Raw genomic sequence first — 20580 nt, forward strand, 5'->3', positions numbered from 1 at the left:
CGACCATGCTTGTCGAGAAGATCAAGACCCCCGGCCTTTCGCATCTTTCCTATATCCTCGGCGCCGGGGGAGAGGCCGCGGTCATCGATCCGCGCCGGGATTGCGAAGTCTATCTCGAGACGGCCCGCCGCGAAGGCCTGCGGATCACGCATGTCTTCGAAACCCATCGCAACGAGGACTTCGTTTCCGGTGCGCCCCATCTCGCCGCGATGACCGGGGCCGAGGTGTTTCACGGCCCGAACGCCGACGGAGAGGTCGTCTACGCGAAGACGACGCGAGAGGGCGATTGCCATGCGATCGGGCAGCTCGAAATCCGCGTCCTCGAAACACCGGGGCACACGTTCGACCATCTCGCCTATGCGATCTTCGACCGCGAATATCCCGAAACGGCCGTCGGCGTATTCACCGGCGATGCGCTGTTCGTGGGCGAGGTCGGTCGGACCGATTTCTATCCAGACCGCAAGCGCGAAGTCGCCGGCCTCCTGTTCGATTCGCTCCGCAAGATCTGCGAGTTGGGCGACCAGGCGATCGTCTATCCCGCGCATGGCGCCGGATCGGTCTGCGGCTCGGCCATGGCCGATCGCGAGTTTTCGACCCTGGGCCACGAGCGTCGCAACAATCCGATGCTCCAGATCGCCGATCGCGAGGAATTCATCGACCGCAAGGTGGACGAGAACCACTACCAGCCGCCCTATTTCCGCCTGATGGAACGGTTGAACCTGGTAGGCGGGGACCCGGCGCCGCGCGTGATCGCGCCGCAGCCGATGGCCCTCGACCAGCTGTCGTCCTGCGGCGCCGACAGGATCGTCGATATCCGCGAGCCGCTGGCCTATGCCGCGGGCCACCTGCCGGGGACGATCAACCTGCCCGTGGACATGATCCCGGCCTTCGCGGGCTGGTTCATCGGCGAAGACGACACGATCGCGCTCGTGGCGTCGTCGCAGGGCCAGCTGGCGGCGGCGATGAAGCACCTCGTCCGGATCGCGCTCGACGATGTCGTCGGCGGCTACGTCGGCGTCGTTCCCGCGGCAGCCTCGGGCAAGGCCATGCGCTCGATCCCGATGATCGGCACCGCCGAAGTGGAACGCCGCCTGGCGGCGGGCCGCGACGGCTGGACCCTGCTCGACGTGCGCGACGCGGACGAACGGCAGTCGGCGGCGATCGAGGGCTCGCAGCATATCTATGTCGGCCAGCTCAACGGGAGGTGGAAAGACCTCGACCCCGCCCGGCACTACACGTTGATGTGCGCAAGCGGGATGCGCGCAACCGTCGCAGCAGGATGGCTCGATGCGCACGGCTTCGACCGGCTCGACGTCTATCTCGGATCGATGGGCGCCTGGAAGGCGGAACATGGCTGAAAGCCCACGGCGACGACGCCGGACCCCGGCAGGGCCGGTAACCTTTCACGATCTGCGAAGAATGGTAGCGGAGGAGGGAAATATAGAGAGCATATAACGTGCTGATTTACCTAATAAACTTTTTGAGTCGTCTTGCAAATACCCCCATCAATACCCCCAAAATCGGACAGATGAGATAAAGCGCCTTTGGCAAACGACGACTTGTTATTCGTAGTGACTGGTAAAACGAGCGTCGGCCGTTTTTGGGCCGATCAGAAGGCGAAACGCCAGGTCACGATCCATGCGCCTGATCGGACATCGAGGGCATGTCATGGTCGGGCATGGATGGCATATAGTGGCCCGCATGAGGATCGGGTGTGTTGCTAGGCTGGGCATTCACCGGCGGGGGAGTGGCCGCAGGGGACGACGCTACTACCGGAGTGCTCGCCGGTCGGTCTGGTTGCCTACCGGCAGTCGCAGCTTCACCCGACCGGTTCGTGTTGGCCTCTCCAGCGGGAAAGGCAGCGTTGTCTCTTTCGCCTTCGCCAGCACCTGTGCTCTCGGTCGGCGGGGCCGTATACAGTGGCAAGGCTTCAGCTTCTGATGAAGTGTCCTGCGTCTGATCACAGGCAGCGAGCCCTAGCCCCAATGCCGCCGCAGCAAGGGGGGCAACAAACGCGTTCCGATTTGATCTGCGCATCATTCTATCCTTCAAAGCCAGGAGATACCAAGATGATTGGCACCGTGCGCAAGCTCGCCGCCCAGAAATCCCTGCACCAGCACTAGAGCGGCCATGGCAAAGATTGCGGCGCGAAACGCGGTCCGGCTCGCGGAAGCACGGCTCGCCAGATAGGCCATCGCCAGACCGAGAACCGCGATCAGCATTCCGTTCCAGCGATGAACCTGCATCGCAGTATCTCCGCCGAACCAGAGACCGGTATGGATCCAACCGAATATGGCCGCCACGACCGCCCCGGCGGCACCGCCATAAACAAGTACGCGCACTGCCGACTCTAGGCCTGTGCCCTTCCGTGCGATGACGAATAGCTCGGTGAGAGCGGCCATAAAGAACAAGGCGATCGGAAAGTGTACGGTGGCGGGATGCAGCGACTTGAGCACACCGACCACGCCCTTGTCGCCTTCGTCTGCATCTTGTCCCTTCGCCCCGTCATGATCAGCAGCCGTGTCGCCGTGTCCCTGCGCAGCCTGGATATCTTTTGACGCCGCATCGGAGACGACAGCACTGGCCGCTTCGCCATGTTCCTCGTCGCCATGGGCCTGGGCCGGACTTATCCAGAGCAGACTGGCGGCCACAATAGCCATGAATTGTATTCGTTTCATTCTCTACGGGCTCCGGTCTTGGCGATGGTCGTGCAACCTATTGTGTCTGTAATGCTCTGCGAACCTTCATCTCTTGCGGTGATAGAGCGCGGCGATCGTCGACGCGTGAGGGTTCAAATTTTACTCACGAGATGGTCGGACCTCCTGCCTTGCACCGCGCCCTGGTAAGAGTGTGGCCAGGCTCAGGCACAAAGCGAGAGCCCGGCCACCGCCTCCTAATCGTCTTGCGCCATGTTCTCGTGAGCCGCCATCTGCTCCATCATGTCATGCATCATCATCATGTGCTGGTGACAGGCCGCCATCATATCGGCGTTGTCCCCCTGCATCATGCCCGCCATGTGTTCCTGCATTTTTGCACGATGTTCGGCCATAAGCCTTTGGCGTTCGGCAGGATCGCTCGCCGCGTGGGCCTGCTGCATCAGCGCGCGCATTTCAGCCATCTTCTCGCGGTGGGCCGTCATGGCCGCCGAATCCTGCATCATATGGCCAGCGTGTGACTGCTGCTGCGCCGCCGCTTGATCCCCGTGGTCATGCTGTTGCCGGGCCATTGCCGGGGTGGTTGCCAGGCCGGTGGCGAGCGCGAAAGCTAGAACTGTCCGTTTCATGGTCGATTTCCTTTCGTCGGTCTTGCGGTGGATGCTGTGTGCAGTCATCCTCTTTACGCAGCCGCCATCTCTTCCCCTCAAACAATCCGCAGCAGCGGTGGGGCTGGTGGGCCGAAGCACGGCCGGTTGCAGCGGTGCTGTTTTTCGGCCACCTTTTTGAGAGAAGCCGATAACGACGAATGGGGAGTATCATGGTGCCAGCAGAGCCGTCGGAGAAGCAGTCGTGAGCACGGTCAATGAGAACGGCAGCTGGGATATCCCGGAGCCCGATCATGCCGATCTGGTGCAAATGCGCATTCGCCTCATTACTCTCGAGAACATAGTTCTTGGCCTCTTGTCCGGGGCGAGCGATGAACAGATCGAACAGATCAGGAAACGAGCGGACATGATCGAACCGCGCCCTGAGGCGAGCCGACATCCGCTTACCGAACTGGCAGCAGGTGACATGCGGAAATTTCTCAAACGCGCTGCTCGCATGGCCGAGTCGGAGGGCCGCGAAAATCATGACTGATCCGGGCTTTGGGGCAGCGAAGGCGCTATGCAGGAAGTGGAAATCCGGCCGCTTGCTATTTGCTGGCGCAGATTATTCCGGCGTACCTGCAGCATGACCAGAACCCATTGGCTGATCCTTATTTGCGGGAGCCTGATCGCGTTCGTCTGGGAGATTTTCCAGATGCCATTCTTCGAACCGGGTGATCTCGAACCCTTCGAGCGGACCATTCGCTGCGGCATTGCAAGCCTGGGCGATGGCGTGATCCTGCTCACAGCCTACAGCCTTGCAGCATTGCGCGGCGGGCGCGCGTGGCTCTGGCAAGCCGCAAAAATGCCTTATGCGATCTATTTCGGCTTCGGGCTTGTCGTCGCGATCGCCGTCGAAATGATCGCCACATCGCTTCCGGCAAACAGTTTCCTGAGCTGGCGCTACAGCGAGTTGATGCCGCACGAGCCAGTGACGGGCCTGGCGCTGATACCAATCGCGATGTGGACGATCGTGCCCGCGCTAACCATCCTTCTGGTCCGCTTCGCGCACGTCGAGCCTGATTGACTTAGTAACGCGTTCAGGGTGCATCGGACAGGTGTAGATCGTGCCTTCAGGCACATCCTCGACCGCGTCGAGATGCGCACCCGAAAGATAGAGCTCGGGATCGGCGACGAACTTGTCGTGACAGCGCGGCGAACAGAAATAGTGTGTCGCGCCCTCATGCGTCGCGCTATGCTCGGCCCCGTCGATTGCAACGATCATGCCGCATACCGGGTCGATCGCGGTACCCTCGATCACGCTCTTGTCCTTGCTCATCGCCTGTCCTTCCTAGCTCTTCACGACTACGAACTGCCCCATCATGCCTGCATCCTCGTGTTCGAGAATGTGGCAATGATACATGTAGGGCAGGTCCGGATCGGTGTGTTCTTCAAAACGCAAGAGAAGGCGCACCTGCTCGCGCGGATTGACGATAACGGTATCCTTCAAACCGGTTTCCAGTGGTGGGGGTGCTCGCCCATCGCGGTCGATCACACGAAACTGGGCGTTATGGATATGAAACGGATGGGCCATCATCGAAGCGTTGGCGATCTCCCAGATTTCCCATTGGCCGACCGGCACACGTTCGTTGATCACATTCATGTCCATCGCAGCACCGTTAATGGACATTCCGCCGCCCATCATGCCCATGTCGAGAACGAAACGCCGGGTTCGGACGGCTGACGACGGGTCAGGTGGGGCAAGCGATGCCAGCTGTGTCGGCACCCTGGCTGGCTGAGCCGACCTTGCCGGCCTGATATCGAGGATTTGAAACACGTCTCCGGAAGCATCGCCGCTATTGCCGCGACCCATCATCCCGCCGCCCATCATTCCGCGTCCGCGTCCGCCCATCATGCCCATGGTGCTTTCAGGACTGGTGGCAAGAAGGCGAAGCGGGCGTCCTTCCGAGAGATCGATGATGACCTGCGCGCGCTCCCCCGGGGCGAGCCTCACCGAGCGGACGATGTGCGGACGATCGAGCAAGCCGCCATCACTCGCGATCAGTTGCATCGAACGATCACCTTCGAGCGAAAAATCGTAAAAGCGGGCGTTCGATCCGTTGAGGATGCGCAGACGCAATTGGCCTGTCTGTGCGTCGAACACGGCGTTTTCAGTACCGTTGACGAATATCCGGTTCCCGCGCACGCCCATCATCCGCGTGTGCATGCTCAGCGGGTACACCAACCGGCCAGATCCATCGATGACGCGGTCCTGAACGATCAGCGGAATGTCGTCGACACCATAGTCGCTCGGCAAGTCGAGGCGCTCTTCCTCGTCATCGCGAACATAAATCGGCGCGGCAAGCCCGGCATAGACCTGCGGCCCAGCTTCGCGTTCCAAATGCGAATGACACCAGTAGAGCGAAGCCCGCTGGCGAACTTCGAAAGAGGGGCTCCAGCGTTCGCCGGGACGGATCAACTGATGCGGTCCGCCATCGGCTGCGGCAGGAAGTTCGAAACCATGCCAATGGACCGTAGCGCCTTCGGCCAGCTTGTTGTCGATATGGAACTGCACCCACTCGCCCCGGCGCATTTCCAGCGTCGGTCCCAGATAGGGTGCGTCGATGCCGATGGTGGGCGAAGCAACACCGGGGACGAATTCCTTCTGGCCTGGGGTCAAAGACAAGCGGAAAACCCGCGCGCCCTGCTCCATCTCGCCACTCTGCAAGGGCGGTATGGCGAGCGGATTGGACCCGTCAGTGCTGTCCAGCATCGATGCGTCTTGCGCTTTGCATCCCGCAAGCGGGAACGCGGCAAAGCCTGCAGCAGCAAAACCAGCGCTTTTGATCAGTGTGCGGCGGTCCACGGGGAATGCTTGGGTGATGGGGGGTGTCCGGATCATGCTCCTCCTGTTTCGCGATGGGCGGCACCAGATTTGCCTGGCACCACCCAACCGATTTACTCCTTCGTGATCGACGTGATCACACTGCCTTCAGAACCAGTACGAAATTCAAAGGCAATTCCCTCACCGACGCTTACTTCGCTGCGCAATTGCTCATCGGCTTCGAACGCCATCGTCATCGCCGGCCATTCGATCGCTGGGACCGGGCCGTGGTCGACGGTGATCGTGCCCGCTTCGGCGTCGATGGCGGTGACGGTGCCTTGCGCACTCGCGGTCTGCATTATGCTGCCGGCGTCCATCATCGGCATCTCTTCGCCGTCCATGATCATTTCATTCTCTGCCATCGGCATGTCGTTCATCTCCGCAGTGTCCTGGCCAGAATCGCAGGCCGCCAGCGCCAGCGGGAGGGCCAGTAGGCTCATGAGGGTTGTGGTACGCATTCTTCTTCTCCTTGGGGTTGGGTTGGCCGTTCGGGCCGGGGGCGCCGCATCAACAAATATGCGGCGGGGATAACGAACATCGAAAGCAGCGGCGCGGTGATCATGCCGCCCACCATCGGCGCGGCGATGCGGCTCATGACCTCCGATCCTGCGCCGGTTCCAATGAGGATCGGGAAGAGACCGGCAAGAATGACGGCCACGGTCATTGCCTTGGGACGCACGCGCAGAAGAGCGCCCTCCCTGATGGCTTCGCCCACGCCGTCCGCATCGAGGGCACCGCTGCGCCGGGCCAGCGCAGACTTGAGGTAGATCAGCATGATAACGCCGAACTCCGCCGATACCCCGGCAAGGGCAATGAAACCCACCGATGTCGCAACAGACTGGTTGTAGCCCATCAGATAGAGCAGCCAGAAGCCGCCGGTGAGGGCAAAGGGCAGCGTGCCCATAACAAGTAGCGCTTCGTCGAAGCGGCGGAAGATCAGGTACAGCAAAACGAAAATGATGCCGAGCGTCGCGGGAACGACGACCTGCAACCGCTCATTGGCGCGGGTGAGATATTCAAACTGGCCCGCGTAGGAAATGCTTACACCGGCAGGCAGATCGACGCCCTCTGAAACTGCCGCCTGAAGATCGCTTACGACCGAGGTCAAATCGCGCCCGCGCGTATCGACATAGACCACGCTGATGAGACGGCCTTGCTCATTCTTGAGCATCGGGGGGCCATCGCTGACGCTCACCTGCGCTACGGTGCCGAGCGTAATTTGCTGGCCAGAGGGGGTTAGCAAAGGCAGCGCGTGCAGTTCTGCGAGGCTGTCGCGGATCTCGCGCGGATAGCGCACATTGATGGGATATCGCGCCAATCCTTCGACCGTTCTGCCGATATTCGCGCCGCCGATCGCGCCTGACACAATCTGCTGAACATCGGCGATATTCAGCCCGAAACGCGCCGCAGCGACCCGGTCGATGTCCACATCGACATAGCGGCCTCCCGAAAGACGCTCTGCCAAAGCGGAGCTGACGCCGGGAACCTGTTTTGCGACATTCTCGACCTGCAACGCCACGCGCTCGATCTCGCCAAGGTTCTCGCCAGACACTTTCACGCCTATCGGGCTCTTGATACCGGTCGCGAGCATGTCGATGCGATTGCGGATCGGGGGCACCCAGACATTGGCGAGCCCCGGCACCTGCACCGCACGATCAAGCTCTTCGACGAGCTTCTCCGGCGTCATTCCGGGTCGCCACTCTTCTCGAGGTTTGAACCGGATGGTCGTCTCGAACATCGTGAGCGGCGCCGGGTCTGTTGCGGTATCCGCGCGTCCTGCCTTGCCGAACACGGTGTCGACTTCGGGTACGGATTTGATCAGTCGATCAGTCCGCTGAAGCAATGCCGACGCTTCACCAGGAGACAGACCAGGCAACGCGCTTGGCATATAAAGCAAGTCGCCTTCGTCGAGCGGCGGCAGGAATTCTCCTCCAAGGCGGGTGAACGGGACCAGCGCTGTAAGGAATACGAGGCCTGCCACAACCAAAGTGGTTTTCGGTCGGCGCAGTACCCAATCAAGACCGGGCCGGTAGGCGTTGGTCAGCAAGCGATTGAGGACGTTGGTGTCCTCCTTGGGTATCTTCCCGCGGATCAGCCAGCCCATCAGAACGGGAACCAGCGTCACCGACAGAATGGCGGCCGCCGCCATGGCATAGGTCTTGGTAAAGGCCAGTGGGGAGAAGAGCCGCCCTTCCTGCGCCTGCAGAGTAAACACCGGCAGGAACGATAGGGTTATGATCAGGAGGCTGAAAAACAGCGCTGGCCCCACCTCTTTCGATGCGTCCGCAATCAGTTTCCAGCGCTCATCGTTGGACATCTTCTCGTCGGGATGGTCCTCTTCCCAATGCTCGATATGCTTGTGCGCGTTCTCGATCATGACGATGGCAGCGTCGACCATCGCGCCGATTGCGATGGCGATGCCGCCCAAGGACATGATGTTCGCATCGACCCCCTGGAACCGCATCACGATAAAGGCCGCCAGCACCCCCAATGGAAGCGTGACGATCGCCACCAATGCTGATCGCACATGCCACAGGAACAGTGCGCAAACGATCGCGACGATGATAAATTCGGCGATGAGTTTTCCGGTCAGGTTTTCGATCGAGGCGTCGATCAGCTTCGAACGATCATAGGTCGTGACAATCTCGACCCCTTCAGGAAGACTGGCCTGGAGCACGTCGAGCTTCTCTTCGACAGCCGCGATCGTTGCCCGCGCATCCTCGCCTTGTCTAAGCACAACAATACCGCCTGCGACTTCGCCTTCGCCATTGAGTTCGGCGATTCCTCGCCGCATTTCGGGGCCAAGCTGGATCGTGGCGATATCGGATAGAGTAACCGGTATACCGTTCCCGACTGATTTGAGAGGGATCTGCCGGAAGTCGTCGAGAGACGTGAGATAGCCTGAAGCGCGGACCATAAACTCGGCCTCACCCATTTCAACCACCGATCCGCCAGCCTCCTGATTGGAAGCTTGTATGGCGCGCACGACATCGCTGTAAGTGACGCCAAGCGAAGCCATCCGGTAGGGTTCCAGCACGACCTGGTACTGCTTGACCATGCCGCCCACGCTGGCGACCTCTGCGATGCCCGGAATGGTCTGAAGCTCATAGCGCAGGAACCAGTCCTGAAGGCTTCTGAGCCCAGCAAGGTCGCTGTTCCCAGTTCGGTCAACCAACGCATATTCGTAAATCCAGCCCACGCCCGTCGCGTCCGGCCCGAGCGAGCTGGTCACACCTTCGGGCAATTCGTTTTGCACCTGGTTGAGATATTCGAGCACGCGCGAACGCGCCCAGTAGAGGTCCGTCCCATCCTCGAAGATCACATAGACGAAGCTGTCGCCGAACATCGAATACCCGCGCACTGTTTCCGCGCCCGGCACCGAGAGCATCGTCGTTGCGAGCGGGTATGTGACCTGATCCTCAACGATGCGCGGAGCTTGGCCCGGATAATTAGACCGCACCACGACCTGGACATCAGACAGATCGGGGATCGCATCGACCGGCGTTGCGCGCACCGCCCAGAAGCCGGCGAGCGTGACCGCGAAGGCCGCCAGAACGATGAAAAACCGATTGGCGATCGAGGCATCGATTATGCGCGCGATCATTGGTCGGTCTTCCGAATGGATTCGATGCGCGGACCGGTGTCGTGCTGCGAGAAGGTAAACTCGACCTTGTCGCCCGGTTCAATACCGTCAACTAGAGCGGCGTCGGCGAGGGCGAAGGGCATGACCATGCTTGGCCATTCGAGGGCGGGAACCGGCGCGTGGTTGAGAGTGATCGAAGCACCAGCGATTTTCGTCACTCTTCCCGTAGCGGTGTATGCCCTCATCTTTGGCGAGCCGTCCGACGCCATGCTCATGGTCCCATCGATCGACCTGACGTCGATCCCGCCAAGACTTGCTTCGGAGTCGATCAGGAACTGACCTGAAGTGACGACCTGCTCGCCCTCCGCAACGCCTGCGAGTATCTCTGTCTTGCCATTCGCTTCGCGCCCGATTTCGACCTCGGCAGGCAGGAACGCGCCTTCATCCTGCTTGAGCATCACGAGATTTCGGCGTCCGGTTCGAATGACCGCCTCCGACGGTACCAGCAAGGCTCGCCGTGTGTCGGGTGAAAGCGACACCTGCGCGAACATGCCCGGCTTCAGCCTGCCGCGCGGGTTTGGCAACTCAGCCCGGACGGTGATCGTCCGGCTTGCTGCATCGGCGCTAGGAAGGATGGCAACAATCCGTCCCGCAAATCGCTGATCCGGATACGCTGCCAGGGTCGCACTGATGGGCTGGCCCTGCCGGATATTTGCGGCCTGTGTTTCGGGCACTGAGGCTTCCAGCCATATCGGCGAGAAGCCTGTAATCTCCGCGAGTGTCTGACCTTCCATCACGGTCATGCCTGGACGCACCCCGAGCATTGTTACAGCGCCGCCAACAGGTGCGGTGACTGTAAACGTGTTCTGGACGCGGTGTGTGCGTTCAACGGATGCGATCATCGCGTTTGTCATGCCGAGCAATCGCATTCGCTGCCGCATCGCATCTGCCAGCGCCTTATCGCCAGTATCGAGCACAGCAATGTACTCGCGCTGCGCGCCGCCCCAATCAGGGACGAGAATGTCGACTATCGGAGTGCCTCGACCCACCACATCGTCCTTGGCAAGTCCGTAGGTTCGTTGAACATAACCGCCCGCTCTTGGCTGGACGATGGCAACATCTCGGCTGTTGTAGGCCAGGACGCCCGTTACGGTAATTTCTGGCTCGAGAACTCCGAACTCTGCCGCTGCGGTGCGAATGCCGAAATTCTGGACCAGGCCCGGATCAATCCGGACGCCCGCTTCCGCAGCTTCTCCCGCGCACTTGGGAACCAGCATCATGTCCATGAAGGGCGATTTGCCAGGCTCGTCAAAGCGCTGTCCGGGCACCATCGGATCGTACCAGTAAAGCACCTCTTCGCATTCTGCCGCATCGGAACCGGAGATCCCGCCCTCGCTGTCACCGCCTAAGAACGAAAGCGCATATCCCGCACCGAGACTGACAAGCGCGACGCCTGCGAGGATTGCGTAGGTCCGTTTTGAAAGACCCGAGCTGTTGACCGCATCGCTCATGGCTGTTGCTCCCCATAGGTCAGGCGAAGCATCTCGGCCCATTCCACCGTGGCGGCTTCGCGTTCGAAAATTTCTAGATCGAGCAGGGCCAAATCCGCCTTTGCTGCAATCACGTCGATCAGGTCCGCGTTTCCGGCAGCAAAGCTTGCCGTTTCCAGTTCGACCCGTTGCCGGGCCAGTGGAAGCAATTCATCGCGGGCGCGTTCCCATTGGCGCTTTGCACCGCGCCACGATGCGAGATCGGATTCGAATTGCACACGCAGTGCCCGCAAACGATCATCGCGCTCTGCCTGCGCTGCAGCGGCTTCGGCTTCGGCGGCACGAATGCGCGGCTTTTGACGTCGATCGGTGAAGATGGGCAGAGTAACCGATCCCATGACGGAGAAGGCGTCACCGAAGGCTGGATCGCGCCGACCATAATTCACGCTCACCCCGAAATCGGGGCGCAAGTCGGCACGCGCGAGATCGGCGTTCGCTTGCGCGCGTCCGGTGGCCGCATCGGCAAGACGGATGACTGGGTTGAGATCCAGTGCTTGCTCGAGGCTTTCTTGGTCGACATCAGCCGCTGGTGCATTTCCCGAGATAGTGGGATCGTCTGTGTGAATGTAGCTCGAGAGCATGGCACGTGCGGCATCTCTCTCGGCTTCAATTCTTGTGATCGCATCTTCGATGACCAGAAGCTCTCGGCGAATGGCGAGGCTTTCAGCCGGACGCGCTGATCCCGAAGCGACGGCGGTGTTCGCGACCGGCTGAAGCCTGCGCAGATCGCTCAGCGCGGTATGGGCGAAGGCGAGTTTCTCCTCCGCATAGTACAGGTCGATCCAGGCAGTTGATGTGGCGATGTCGATCCGCTGCTGCGCAACCCCAAGCAGCATTTGCGCGACGGCAACGTCTGAGTCTGCCACGCCTCGACGCGCTCTGCGCCGGGCAAGGTTCGGGATTGGTTGCTCAATGCCCACAGCAATCTGCGTTGGAAGCTGTCGATCAAACTCGAACGCTACAGGCCCTGTAATTGGCAAGTTTGCAATCCCGCCGCGCAATATCGGATCGGGCAACTCATCTGCGGCTTCCGAGGCATCTCGCGTGCCGTCGATACGCAATTGCGCGGCCTGGAGCAGCGGCTGATCTTCGCGCGCTGCTCGCAAGGCTTCGTCGTAGCCAACTGGCTGCGCGAGGACCAACTGCGTTGGCATAAGCGCGACGACAAGAATGCCGCCTATGGACCATTTCATGGAAAAATCTCACTTGATGTGGGTGCCGAGGCCCGGCGGCAATGACGGTGCATCGCAGCGCTAAGACCACGCTTTCAGAAGGCGCAATTCGCCTTCAGGTCTTGCAATCAAGTCAGGTTCGTGGAGGGGGAGAATCGGGACAAGAAGCCCGACTGAAAAGAGGTGATGTTAGGTTCGACAAATACACAGGGCCGTCGGAAAATGGCATAACAACATGCGAAGGCGCATCGCTCCCCAGCCAAACAGGAGAAACCGCATTCATTGCCAGCAAGCAATCAACCGACATGTTCTCACACGGGGCGTCAGTATCATCGCCATGGTGATGAGCGGCCTCACCTTTTTCCGAGTGGTGCATCATTTCAGCACAATCGGAAGCGAGCATCTTCTCCGATTGAGGCGCTGGCATCGCCTGCACAGGTGAGTGGATCACGAAACCAATGCAAAGCACTGTCAGCAAAAAGAAACGCAACCAAGCCATCTTCGATACCCTAGAGACTTTGCGGCTTACCGACAAGAATGCATGTGCTTGAGGAAAAAGGCGCAGCCATTGCCTCGGCCATATGCCATGTTCTAGTCTGAGGCGGTCTCGTCCGATTATCGACGCTATCACGGTCAGTGCATGCTGTACATGCCAAGCCTGTGACTGTGGAAGATCACGGCTCGCCGGCAGCGGAGCTTCGGGGAAACATTGCATCGAAAGAAGCATGAACGCTGTGATCGTCTATGAACTTTGCTGCTTCCAAGCGCCCATCGATCCAAGATAGACATCGATCTTCTCTAAACCGCGACTTGCCAACCAGCCTGCTGCGACGGTAGCGCGCATCCCGCTAGCGCACATCAAGGTGTATCGCCTCGCCTTGTCCAGTTCCGACCAGCGCTCGTTGAGCTCTCCGACGTAGATATGCACCGATCCATCTATCGAAGCGCTGGAACGTTCGTCCGCGTCCCGCACGTCGAGCAAGGTCCACTCGTCGCTGTCCCGATCAAGCCTGCACGCGACTTCCTCGGTGCCGATCATGGGAATGCTGTTCATCGCTTTGCCTTGCGCTGCGGCTGGAACCACACCGACATAACCGCCGACAACATTATCGAGACCGATGCGCACCAGATGGGCCATGGCGTGGGCTAGCTGGCCCTCCTCGGAAGCAACGAGGGCGATCCTGTCGCCTTCACCGAGGAACCATCCGGCAAAGGCCGGTATCAATCCCACCGGGAGGCACATGGCACCCGGCAAGTGTCCGGCAGCGTAGGCGAGTGGATCGCGCACATCGACCAGGTAATCGGCGCCGCTCTCGCCAAGGTCTTTTAGCCCCAGACGCCTTGGCCGCATGACTCGCGGCGCGGCATTGGACCCTTCAAGGTTGAGCCGCTCCATCAGCCGGAAATAGGGCGGTTGGTAGTGGTTTTCTGCCAGCTTCGCCTTGATGAACTCGTCTCGGTCGGAGATGCGCAGGCGCGGGTTATTGCGCCGCTCGTGGCCGATTGTCGAGAATTCCCGTTCAGCCATTCCCGACCCGCAGACCGAGCCCGCACCATGCGCCGGGTAGATAATCGCCTGATCGCCGAGGCCGCAAAGTTTCTGCAGGGAGTCGAAAAGAAGGCCCGCGACTTCTTCCTTGCGCTCGGGATAGAAATCGGTGCGTCCGACATCGCCGACGAACAGGGCATCGCCGGTAAAGACGCCGACCGGTCCCTCGGAATATTCGCTGTCATGGATGACGAAAGCGAGATGATCGTCGGTGTGTCCAGGTGTTTCCAGCACCTCGATCCGCAATTGACCCAGCTCAAAACAATCGCCTTCGCGTGCGGTCTTGGCAAAAACGACTTCGCCTGCCGCGTCGGGCCCGTGATAGACCGTGGCTCCTGTCAAATCGGCCAAAATCGGCGAGCCGCTGATCAGATCTTCATTGCGATGGGTTTCGAAGATGTGCGTTATCTCCAGTCCTTCGGCCCGGGCCTTTTCGACATAGATCTCGCAGTCCCGGCGCGGATCGATGACCGCTGCCTGTCCGCCCGAGCCGATGATATACGAAAGGTGCGAGAGGCCAGGGGTTTTGATCTTCTCCAGAAACATGCGACTTCCTTGTCTATTGCTCAAAGTCTGTAACGTTCGGGCTCGTTACAGATCGAAAAATGATACGACGCTCAATCGATACCGAGTTCGGCCTTGATGGCACCAGGACTTTCGAAACGTTCGGCTTCGGGCCTGCCGATGGCAGGCTTTGCGTTGATCCAGGTGTCTTCGCACACGAAGTCGAGCAGGCTCGCCGCGAGATCAGCATGACGGCAGCGGAAACAGCTTTCTGCCAAGCGTTCATCCGTAATGACGGCATCGCCGGTGTAAGGCTTATCCAGGAGCCAGCCCGGACGTGCGGCCGTCCATTTGATGTCTTGGGCATTGCTGAGCATCGCCTCCATCGCGCGCATCTGCTCGAGTATCTTGAGTAAAGCAGGCTTGGCGGTGAGCTCAAACCAGGCCGGGACGCTCGACTGATGTTCGACGAAGGCAGCGGAGATAACGGTAATGCGGTCGATTTTCGCTTGCGTCATTGCCTCGATCAGGTTGCGCGTGCCATCGGTATAAAGCGGCGGTGGATCCACCGCATTGCTCGGACTGAATGCGACACCGAGTGAAGAGATAACCGCGCGGCAGCCATCGAGATCGCCAGCGAAATCATCCGAAAGCACATCGCATTCGATATACTCGAAGTCGCCCACTCGTTCGCCTGGCCCAGGCACGGTGTGCTCGAAAGCGCGGATCGGTATGTCCCGGTCAAGGGCATGCTTCAATAGCTCGGTGCCGGTCTTCCCGCCTGCGCCGAAGACAGCAATGGGCCTCGTATCGGTCATCTGCTTGTTCCCGTTAAAACTGGTGAGGGCGACGAAGGGCGGAGACGCGGGCGCATGAGGTAGCCGACACCCCCCCATGCGCCCTGCCAGCATTAGGCTCCGTCGGCCGGACAGGTGGTATAACCCCAAAAGCCGAACTCATCCTTGGCTCTTGGTGCTGCCACGATCATCTCCTGCATTTGCAGGCCCGCATCGCCTTCATTATCCAGCATGCGGGTTTTGATCCGAAGCTCGCCGTTCGCATAGCTGCCAGGGCCATCGGCGGTCACGGGGATCAATTTGCCATTGATCTTGATCGCTCCGCCCCCGTCACCGTCATAGACAAACGAGGGAAAGGCCACTTCGGTCAGGCGGAACTGGCAGGCCTGTCCTGCGCCCAGAGCAGCAAGGTCCGCGTCATTCATGGTCCCGGGAAGCATGAGGCCCGGGTCAACATTTGCCAGTGCACTGGCCGCGTCCTCGATCGGCGCGGCAGTGGCAGGCGGGTCGAGCTGGGCTTCGCGGTCATTTCCCGGAGCAGTATTCGAATTGCAGGCGGCAAGCGGCAGCGCGATGAGCGCCGTGAAAGCTATCTTGTTCATGGCTGCATCTCCTCGGGCAGGCGTTCTTCGGTCCGCGGACCGTTCTGCTCGATATCGTCTATGAGATATTTCATCTCGGCGATTTCGCGGCGCTGGGCGACTATGATCGCTTGAGCGAGTTCGCGCACGCGAGGATCTTTCAGGCTCGCGCGTTCGCTGGTCATGATCGCGATCGAGTGGTGCGGGATCATCGCTGCCATATATTCGGTATCGTCGACGGTGGTCTGGCTGCGCACCAGCCATAGTGCGAGCGCGAACACAAAGGCGCCGACACCCAGAATGATGAAGTTCTTGGTCCGGTCCTTGTACATGCCCCACATGAAGAGCAGCATGACGACCATCATCATCGCACCCATGACGAACATCATCCAGAAGCGCGTTTCGCTCCAGAAAAGATCATCGACGGTAAAGGTGTTGGCATACATCAGGAAGAACATGATCACGGTCGAGGTCGACACCATGGCCATGAACCGCCAGTAGCTGCCGCCCCCTCCCTTGTCCGAATGGGAGGTCTTTTCAGTCATGCTTTTTCTCCTTTGTGCATCATGGTCCAGAATAGCTGCGCCGAGCAGCTGATGAGAGCGAAGCCGGTGAGGGCTTCGACGCCGGCGAGAACCCGCAGGTGATCGGTTGGGAAAATGTCCGCCAGACCGAGCGTCGTCACGTTGATCAAAGAAAAATAGAAATAGTCCATCGCGGTCATCGCGCCGGCCTGCCGGAAGCCGCCCAGACCCAGCTCCTCGCCGATCCAGAAGCCGGCGGCGAAGAACGCCGCGACGGTCAGATGCGAGAAAAGAACGAGCAGTGCGATGCCCAGCTTGTGCAGAAGGCTGCAGTTTTGCTCGAGCAGCGTATGGCCCGCATTCAGTATGACGAGGTGCGAGCCCACCGATAATAAGAACAGCGAGGTCGCCAGGATCAAAGCGAGGATCATGTAAAGACTTTGAGACCCATCCAGAGCCCCATCCCCATCATGAACAGGTTCTCGGTCAGCGAGACGAAGCCGAGCGGGACGTTGCTGCTGCCCCCGACGCAGGCGCATTTGAGCTCACGCTTGTCAATATAGACGGCCTTGAAGACGCTCACTGCACCGATGGTTCCGATAAAAAGCGCCAAAGGAGCCGACAGCCATACCAGCGCTCCAGCGGTCATCAGGATGCCGGCCGCCGCTTCGCCAAAGGGATAGATGAAGGAATAGGGAACCCACCGTTTGGCGAGCAGATCGTAATTGAGGAACATGGTGGAGAAACTGCGCACGTCCTGGAGTTTCTGAACGGCGAGCAATGTCATCGAAAGGCTGACGAACCATTCGGCGGCCCGAACGGTGAAGAGATCGTCAAAAAACGCCCAGCTTAGCCCGAGCGCGAGCAGCAGCGCGACGGCGAAAATCGCAATGACCGGCTGATAGCTTGTTTCGCCCTCTTCGGGTTGGCTGCGACTCTTACCGAAATACTCGCGCACGTCATCATATCCGCCGATCCGCTTGTCATCGATAAAAGTCTGCGGGGTCGTTTCGACGCCGTGCTCTTCCTTGAACGCGTCGGTCTCCGAGCGGCTTGTCAGATGATTGTCTTCGACCTTGAAGCCCTGGCGCTTCAAAAGGTCGACAGTTTTGATACCGTAGGGACAAGTGTGGTCGTCCATCACCATACGGTAAACACGCGCAGTTTTCATGCCTTTACAGCCCCTTGTTCACAAGCACTGAACCGCCCCGGGATTGCCGGAGGCCGTTTGGTTTGAGTTATGCTGCCATGGGCCTGTCGTCCAGCATGGCGTAATATCGTTGTTCGGCTTCGGCGGGCGGGATGTTGCCGATCGGCTCGAGCAACCGCCTATTGTTGAACCAGTCGACCCATTCGAGGGTGGCGTATTCGACGGCTTCGAACGAGCGCCACGGCCCGCGCCGGTGGATCACCTCGGCCTTGTAGAGGCCGTTGATCGTCTCGGCCAAGGCGTTGTCGTAGCTGTCGCCAACGCTGCCGACCGAAGGTTCGATCCCTGCTTCGGCGAGCCGCTCGGTATACCTGATCGAGACATACTGGCTGCCGCGGTCGGAGTGGTGGACGAGACCACCCCGGTAGGCCGGTCTCCGCTCGTGGATCGCTTGTTCGAGAGCATCGAGCACGAAGCCGGCATGGGCCGTGCGGCTGACCCGCCAGCCAACGATGTAGCGGGCGTAGACGTCGATCACGAAGGCGACGTAGACGAACCCCGCCCAGGTCGCGACGTAGGTGAAGTCCGAGACCCACAGCATGTTCGGCGCCGGGGCATGGAACTGCCGGTCGACCAGATCGAGCGGACACGGCGCCGCCTTGTCGCTCTTCGTGGTCTTCACCGGCTTGCCCCGGATCACGCCCTGTAAGCCCATCTCCCGCATCAGCCGCTCCACCGTGCAGCGGGCAATGCCGAACCCTTCCCGCTGCATCTGCCGCCACACCTTGCGCGCGCCGTAGACGCCGAAGTTCTCGGCGAACACGCGCCGGACCTCGCCCTTCAATGCATCGTCGCGCCGGGCACGGGGCGACCGCCGCGAAGGATCGCGCCGCTGCGCTGCCCGCTCGCGGTAGGTGGATGGGGCGATCGGCAGAACCCGGCAGATCGGCTCGACCCCATACTCCTCGCGATGCTCATCAATGAAGCTGGTCATCGCCTGAACGGGCGGTCGAGCTCCGCCTGGGCAAAATATGCCGACGCCTTGCGCAGGATCTCGTTGGCCTGCCGCAGTTCGCGGTTCTCGCGTTCCAGCGCCTTCAGCCGGTCGGCCAGCTCGGTCGGAACCCCGGCGCGCTTGCCGCTGTCCACCTCGGCCTTCTTCACCCACTCCAGCAGCGTATAGGCCGAGCACCCGATCTTGGCCGCGATCGACCTCACCGCCGCCCAGCGCGATGAATGCTCGCTCTCATGATCGAGCACCATCCGCACCGCCCGCTCGCGAACCTCGGGTGAAAACTTGTTCGTCGTATTGCTCATAGGAGACCCGTCCTCTCAGGAGTTGGGGCCTCCGGCAATCCCGGGGCGGTTCAGCACAGCCCGGGGCTGCTTATTCCAATCCAATGTTCGTTCTGCGTTTTCGTTTCATCGTTTGGAAAAAACAAACGCTATTCATCTCAAACGCAGACTGCCCTTCCCATACTCTCGTTCTGTCAATCATGAGCGCCGCTTCGCACGGGCCAGACCAGCAACTTTGCGGCTATTGAATGGCAGCCGAATAAACACAGACGTGTGCGCCCGCCCGATCTTACAGCTCTACCTCAAAAAAGATTTGACTGGGCTGCCAGGCAACCAATGCGGTGGTCAGGGATGCTCTTGATCGCCGCTGTGGCCATCGCTAATGCGCTCCGCGGGATCGCTGCTTGTTGCTTTGCGCTGGCCGGACAGGAAGATCCACTGCCCCAAGAAAACGATAGCGATCCCGATGATCGCATAAGCGACAATTGCAGGATCGCTGCGCAGTTTGGTCACGGTAAAGGCTGCCAGGACCACGCCATCTGCAGCTAACGCAGCCAGGAGTATCGTCGCCCGTGCGCCAACCTCCTTGCGCAGGTTGCGCAGGACGCCCCAATGAACCAGCATGTCCATGACAAGGTAAAAAAAGGCACCCAGCGACGCGATCCGCGACAGATCGAACAGGACGGCGAGCGTGCCGGCAATGACCACGGTATAGACAAGCATGTGGCTTTGTATCCCGCCGCTCATGCCGAAATGGCTGTGCGGAAGCAACTTCATGTCGGTCAGCATCGCTAACATGCGTGAGGCAGCAAAGACACTTGCGATCACACCTGAAATGGTGGCCGTGAGAGCGATGACGACAGTGAAGTAGAAGCCCATCTGCCCGAATGCAGGACGCGCTGCTGCCGCCAGCGAATAGTCGCGTGCCTGTACGATTTCTGAGATGCTGAGGCTGGAACCGACGGCCAGTGCGACAAGCAGGTAAATCACGATGCAGACGGCGATCGAGACCATGATCGTGCGCCCGACATTCTTGTGCGGATCGACCATCTCGCCGCCACTGTTGGTGATCGTGGTGAAGCCTTTGAAAGCCAGAATCGAAAAGGCGACCGAGGCAAGCAAAGCATCGGCTTTCGATAGCTCTACCGGCTCCGAGAATGCGCCGCCCGACAGTCCGCTGGCCCAGATCGCGGCAACCGCGAAAATCGCGATCCCGCCAACCTTGATTGCCGACATGACAACCGAAAAGCCGCTGACCGACTTGTTGCCCGCCGCATTGACCAGATAGGCAAAGACGATAGCGGCGAGCGCCACTGCGGACACAAGCCAGCCGGTGTCTTCCAGACCAAAGGGTCGCAGGGCGTAGGTTGCGAAGGTTCGTGCGACGAGGCTTTCGTTGATAATCATCGACAGCGCCATCATCATCGCAGCCGCTGAGGCGACGACACCCGGCCCGTATGCCTTCTGCAAGATCATCGCGATGCCGCCCGAGGACGGCCATTTGTTCGACATCTTGATGTAGCTGTAGGCTGCCAGCGAAGTGACGAGAGCGCCAGCAACAAAGGACAGCGGGAAGAGCGGACCGGCAAGCTCTGCGATCTGACCGGTGAGCGCAAAAATGCCCGCACCGATCATGACGCCGGTCCCCATGGCAACGCCGCCAAGCAGCGTGATGCTGCCCTTGTTCAGACTGTCTTCGTGCGCCGAATGGGTATCCATGTGGTTATCCTCTCATTGGCTTGCGTCGCG

18 protein-coding genes, 1 pseudogene and 1 other annotated feature are annotated in these 20580 nt (G+C 60.1%); of the genes and pseudogenes, 3 read left to right on the forward strand and 16 right to left on the reverse strand.

The genetic code is table 11. The features are described from left to right. Positions 1-5 precede the first annotated feature (5 nt). Positions 6-1358 (forward strand): MBL fold metallo-hydrolase, encoded by a 1353-nt coding sequence (locus tag T8T98_RS07685; protein ID WP_251105532.1) that lies wholly within the window; start codon positions 6-8, stop codon positions 1356-1358. 690 nt (positions 1359-2048) lie between these two features. Here the strand turns inward: T8T98_RS07685 and T8T98_RS07690 are convergent. Then, on the reverse strand, positions 2049-2678 hold the full coding sequence (locus T8T98_RS07690; protein ID WP_040464221.1) for a DUF2231 domain-containing protein: 630 nt from the start codon (positions 2676-2678) through the stop codon (positions 2049-2051). A 215-nt stretch (positions 2679-2893) separates the two neighbouring features. Next, the gene (locus tag T8T98_RS07695; protein ID WP_322295886.1) at positions 2894-3283 is read right to left on the reverse strand and encodes a hypothetical protein; all 390 of its coding nucleotides are present in this window, start codon (positions 3281-3283) and stop codon (positions 2894-2896) included. Between the two features lie 223 nt (positions 3284-3506). On the opposite strand from T8T98_RS07695, the gene T8T98_RS07700 reads away from it, so the two are divergent. After that, complete coding sequence (locus T8T98_RS07700) at positions 3507-3794, forward strand: hypothetical protein (RefSeq protein ID WP_230293308.1); 288 nt, start codon at positions 3507-3509, stop codon at positions 3792-3794. A 93-nt stretch (positions 3795-3887) separates the two neighbouring features. After that, positions 3888-4328 (forward strand): hypothetical protein, encoded by a 441-nt coding sequence (locus tag T8T98_RS07705; RefSeq protein ID WP_230293307.1) that lies wholly within the window; start codon positions 3888-3890, stop codon positions 4326-4328. A 12-nt stretch (positions 4329-4340) separates the two neighbouring features. Here the strand turns inward: T8T98_RS07705 and T8T98_RS07710 are convergent. The 14 genes and pseudogenes from T8T98_RS07710 to T8T98_RS07775 all read right to left on the reverse strand — a co-directional run. After that, positions 4341-4580 (reverse strand): annotated as a pseudogene (locus T8T98_RS07710) (YHS domain-containing protein); the annotation flags it as partial. Between the two features lie 12 nt (positions 4581-4592). Continuing rightward, positions 4593-6143, reverse strand: a complete 1551-nt coding sequence (locus T8T98_RS07715; RefSeq protein ID WP_219148362.1) for a multicopper oxidase family protein — start codon at positions 6141-6143, stop codon at positions 4593-4595. 56 nt (positions 6144-6199) lie between these two features. Then, on the reverse strand, positions 6200-6583 hold the full coding sequence (locus T8T98_RS07720) for a copper-binding protein (RefSeq protein WP_230293306.1): 384 nt from the start codon (positions 6581-6583) through the stop codon (positions 6200-6202). Next, on the reverse strand, positions 6562-9729 hold the full coding sequence (locus T8T98_RS07725; protein ID WP_230293305.1) for an efflux RND transporter permease subunit: 3168 nt from the start codon (positions 9727-9729) through the stop codon (positions 6562-6564). Before T8T98_RS07725 ends, T8T98_RS07720 begins: the two co-directional genes overlap by 22 nt. Then, on the reverse strand, positions 9726-11219 hold the full coding sequence (locus tag T8T98_RS07730) for an efflux RND transporter periplasmic adaptor subunit (protein WP_322295888.1): 1494 nt from the start codon (positions 11217-11219) through the stop codon (positions 9726-9728). Before T8T98_RS07730 ends, T8T98_RS07725 begins: the two co-directional genes overlap by 4 nt. Next, positions 11216-12451 (reverse strand): TolC family protein, encoded by a 1236-nt coding sequence (locus T8T98_RS07735; protein WP_322295889.1) that lies wholly within the window; start codon positions 12449-12451, stop codon positions 11216-11218. Before T8T98_RS07735 ends, T8T98_RS07730 begins: the two co-directional genes overlap by 4 nt. Before the next feature lie 721 nt (positions 12452-13172). Next, positions 13173-14525: an MBL fold metallo-hydrolase gene (locus T8T98_RS07740; protein WP_322295890.1), complete on the reverse strand. Its 1353-nt coding sequence runs from the start codon at positions 14523-14525 to the stop codon at positions 13173-13175. A 71-nt stretch (positions 14526-14596) separates the two neighbouring features. Then, entirely contained in the window at positions 14597-15301 is a 705-nt protein-coding gene (locus T8T98_RS07745) for an NAD(P)-dependent oxidoreductase (RefSeq protein WP_322295891.1), read from the reverse strand. A 92-nt stretch (positions 15302-15393) separates the two neighbouring features. Continuing rightward, on the reverse strand, positions 15394-15882 hold the full coding sequence (locus tag T8T98_RS07750) for a DUF6692 family protein (protein ID WP_219148351.1): 489 nt from the start codon (positions 15880-15882) through the stop codon (positions 15394-15396). Further along, positions 15879-16406, reverse strand: coding sequence for a DUF305 domain-containing protein (locus tag T8T98_RS07755; RefSeq protein WP_219148349.1), 528 nt, complete (start codon positions 16404-16406; stop codon positions 15879-15881). Before T8T98_RS07755 ends, T8T98_RS07750 begins: the two co-directional genes overlap by 4 nt. Next, complete coding sequence (locus T8T98_RS07760; protein WP_230293302.1) at positions 16403-16816, reverse strand: ion channel; 414 nt, start codon at positions 16814-16816, stop codon at positions 16403-16405. The genes T8T98_RS07755 and T8T98_RS07760 overlap by 4 nt, the downstream gene beginning before the upstream one ends. Then, on the reverse strand, positions 16813-17556 hold the full coding sequence (locus T8T98_RS07765) for a glutaredoxin (RefSeq protein WP_230293301.1): 744 nt from the start codon (positions 17554-17556) through the stop codon (positions 16813-16815). The genes T8T98_RS07760 and T8T98_RS07765 overlap by 4 nt, the downstream gene beginning before the upstream one ends. 67 nt (positions 17557-17623) lie before the next feature. Next, a protein-coding gene (locus T8T98_RS07770; protein ID WP_251104415.1) for an IS3 family transposase occupies positions 17624-18852 on the reverse strand; the annotation gives its coding sequence in 2 pieces (ribosomal slippage) (positions 17624-18564 and positions 18564-18852; 1230 coding nt in all). Next, positions 18455-18571 (reverse strand) — a sequence feature (AL1L pseudoknot). (Overlaps the previous gene by 117 nt.) Before the next feature lie 324 nt (positions 18853-19176). Beyond that, positions 19177-20481 carry an APC family permease gene (locus T8T98_RS07775; protein ID WP_230293828.1) on the reverse strand — a complete coding sequence of 435 codons (1305 nt, stop codon included), beginning with the start codon at positions 20479-20481 and terminating at the stop codon, positions 19177-19179. Between the last annotated feature and the right edge of the window lie 99 nt (positions 20482-20580).

Source organism: Pelagerythrobacter marinus (assembly GCF_034375205.1).
GTDB classification, from domain to species: Bacteria; Pseudomonadota; Alphaproteobacteria; order Sphingomonadales; family Sphingomonadaceae; genus Pelagerythrobacter; species Pelagerythrobacter marinus.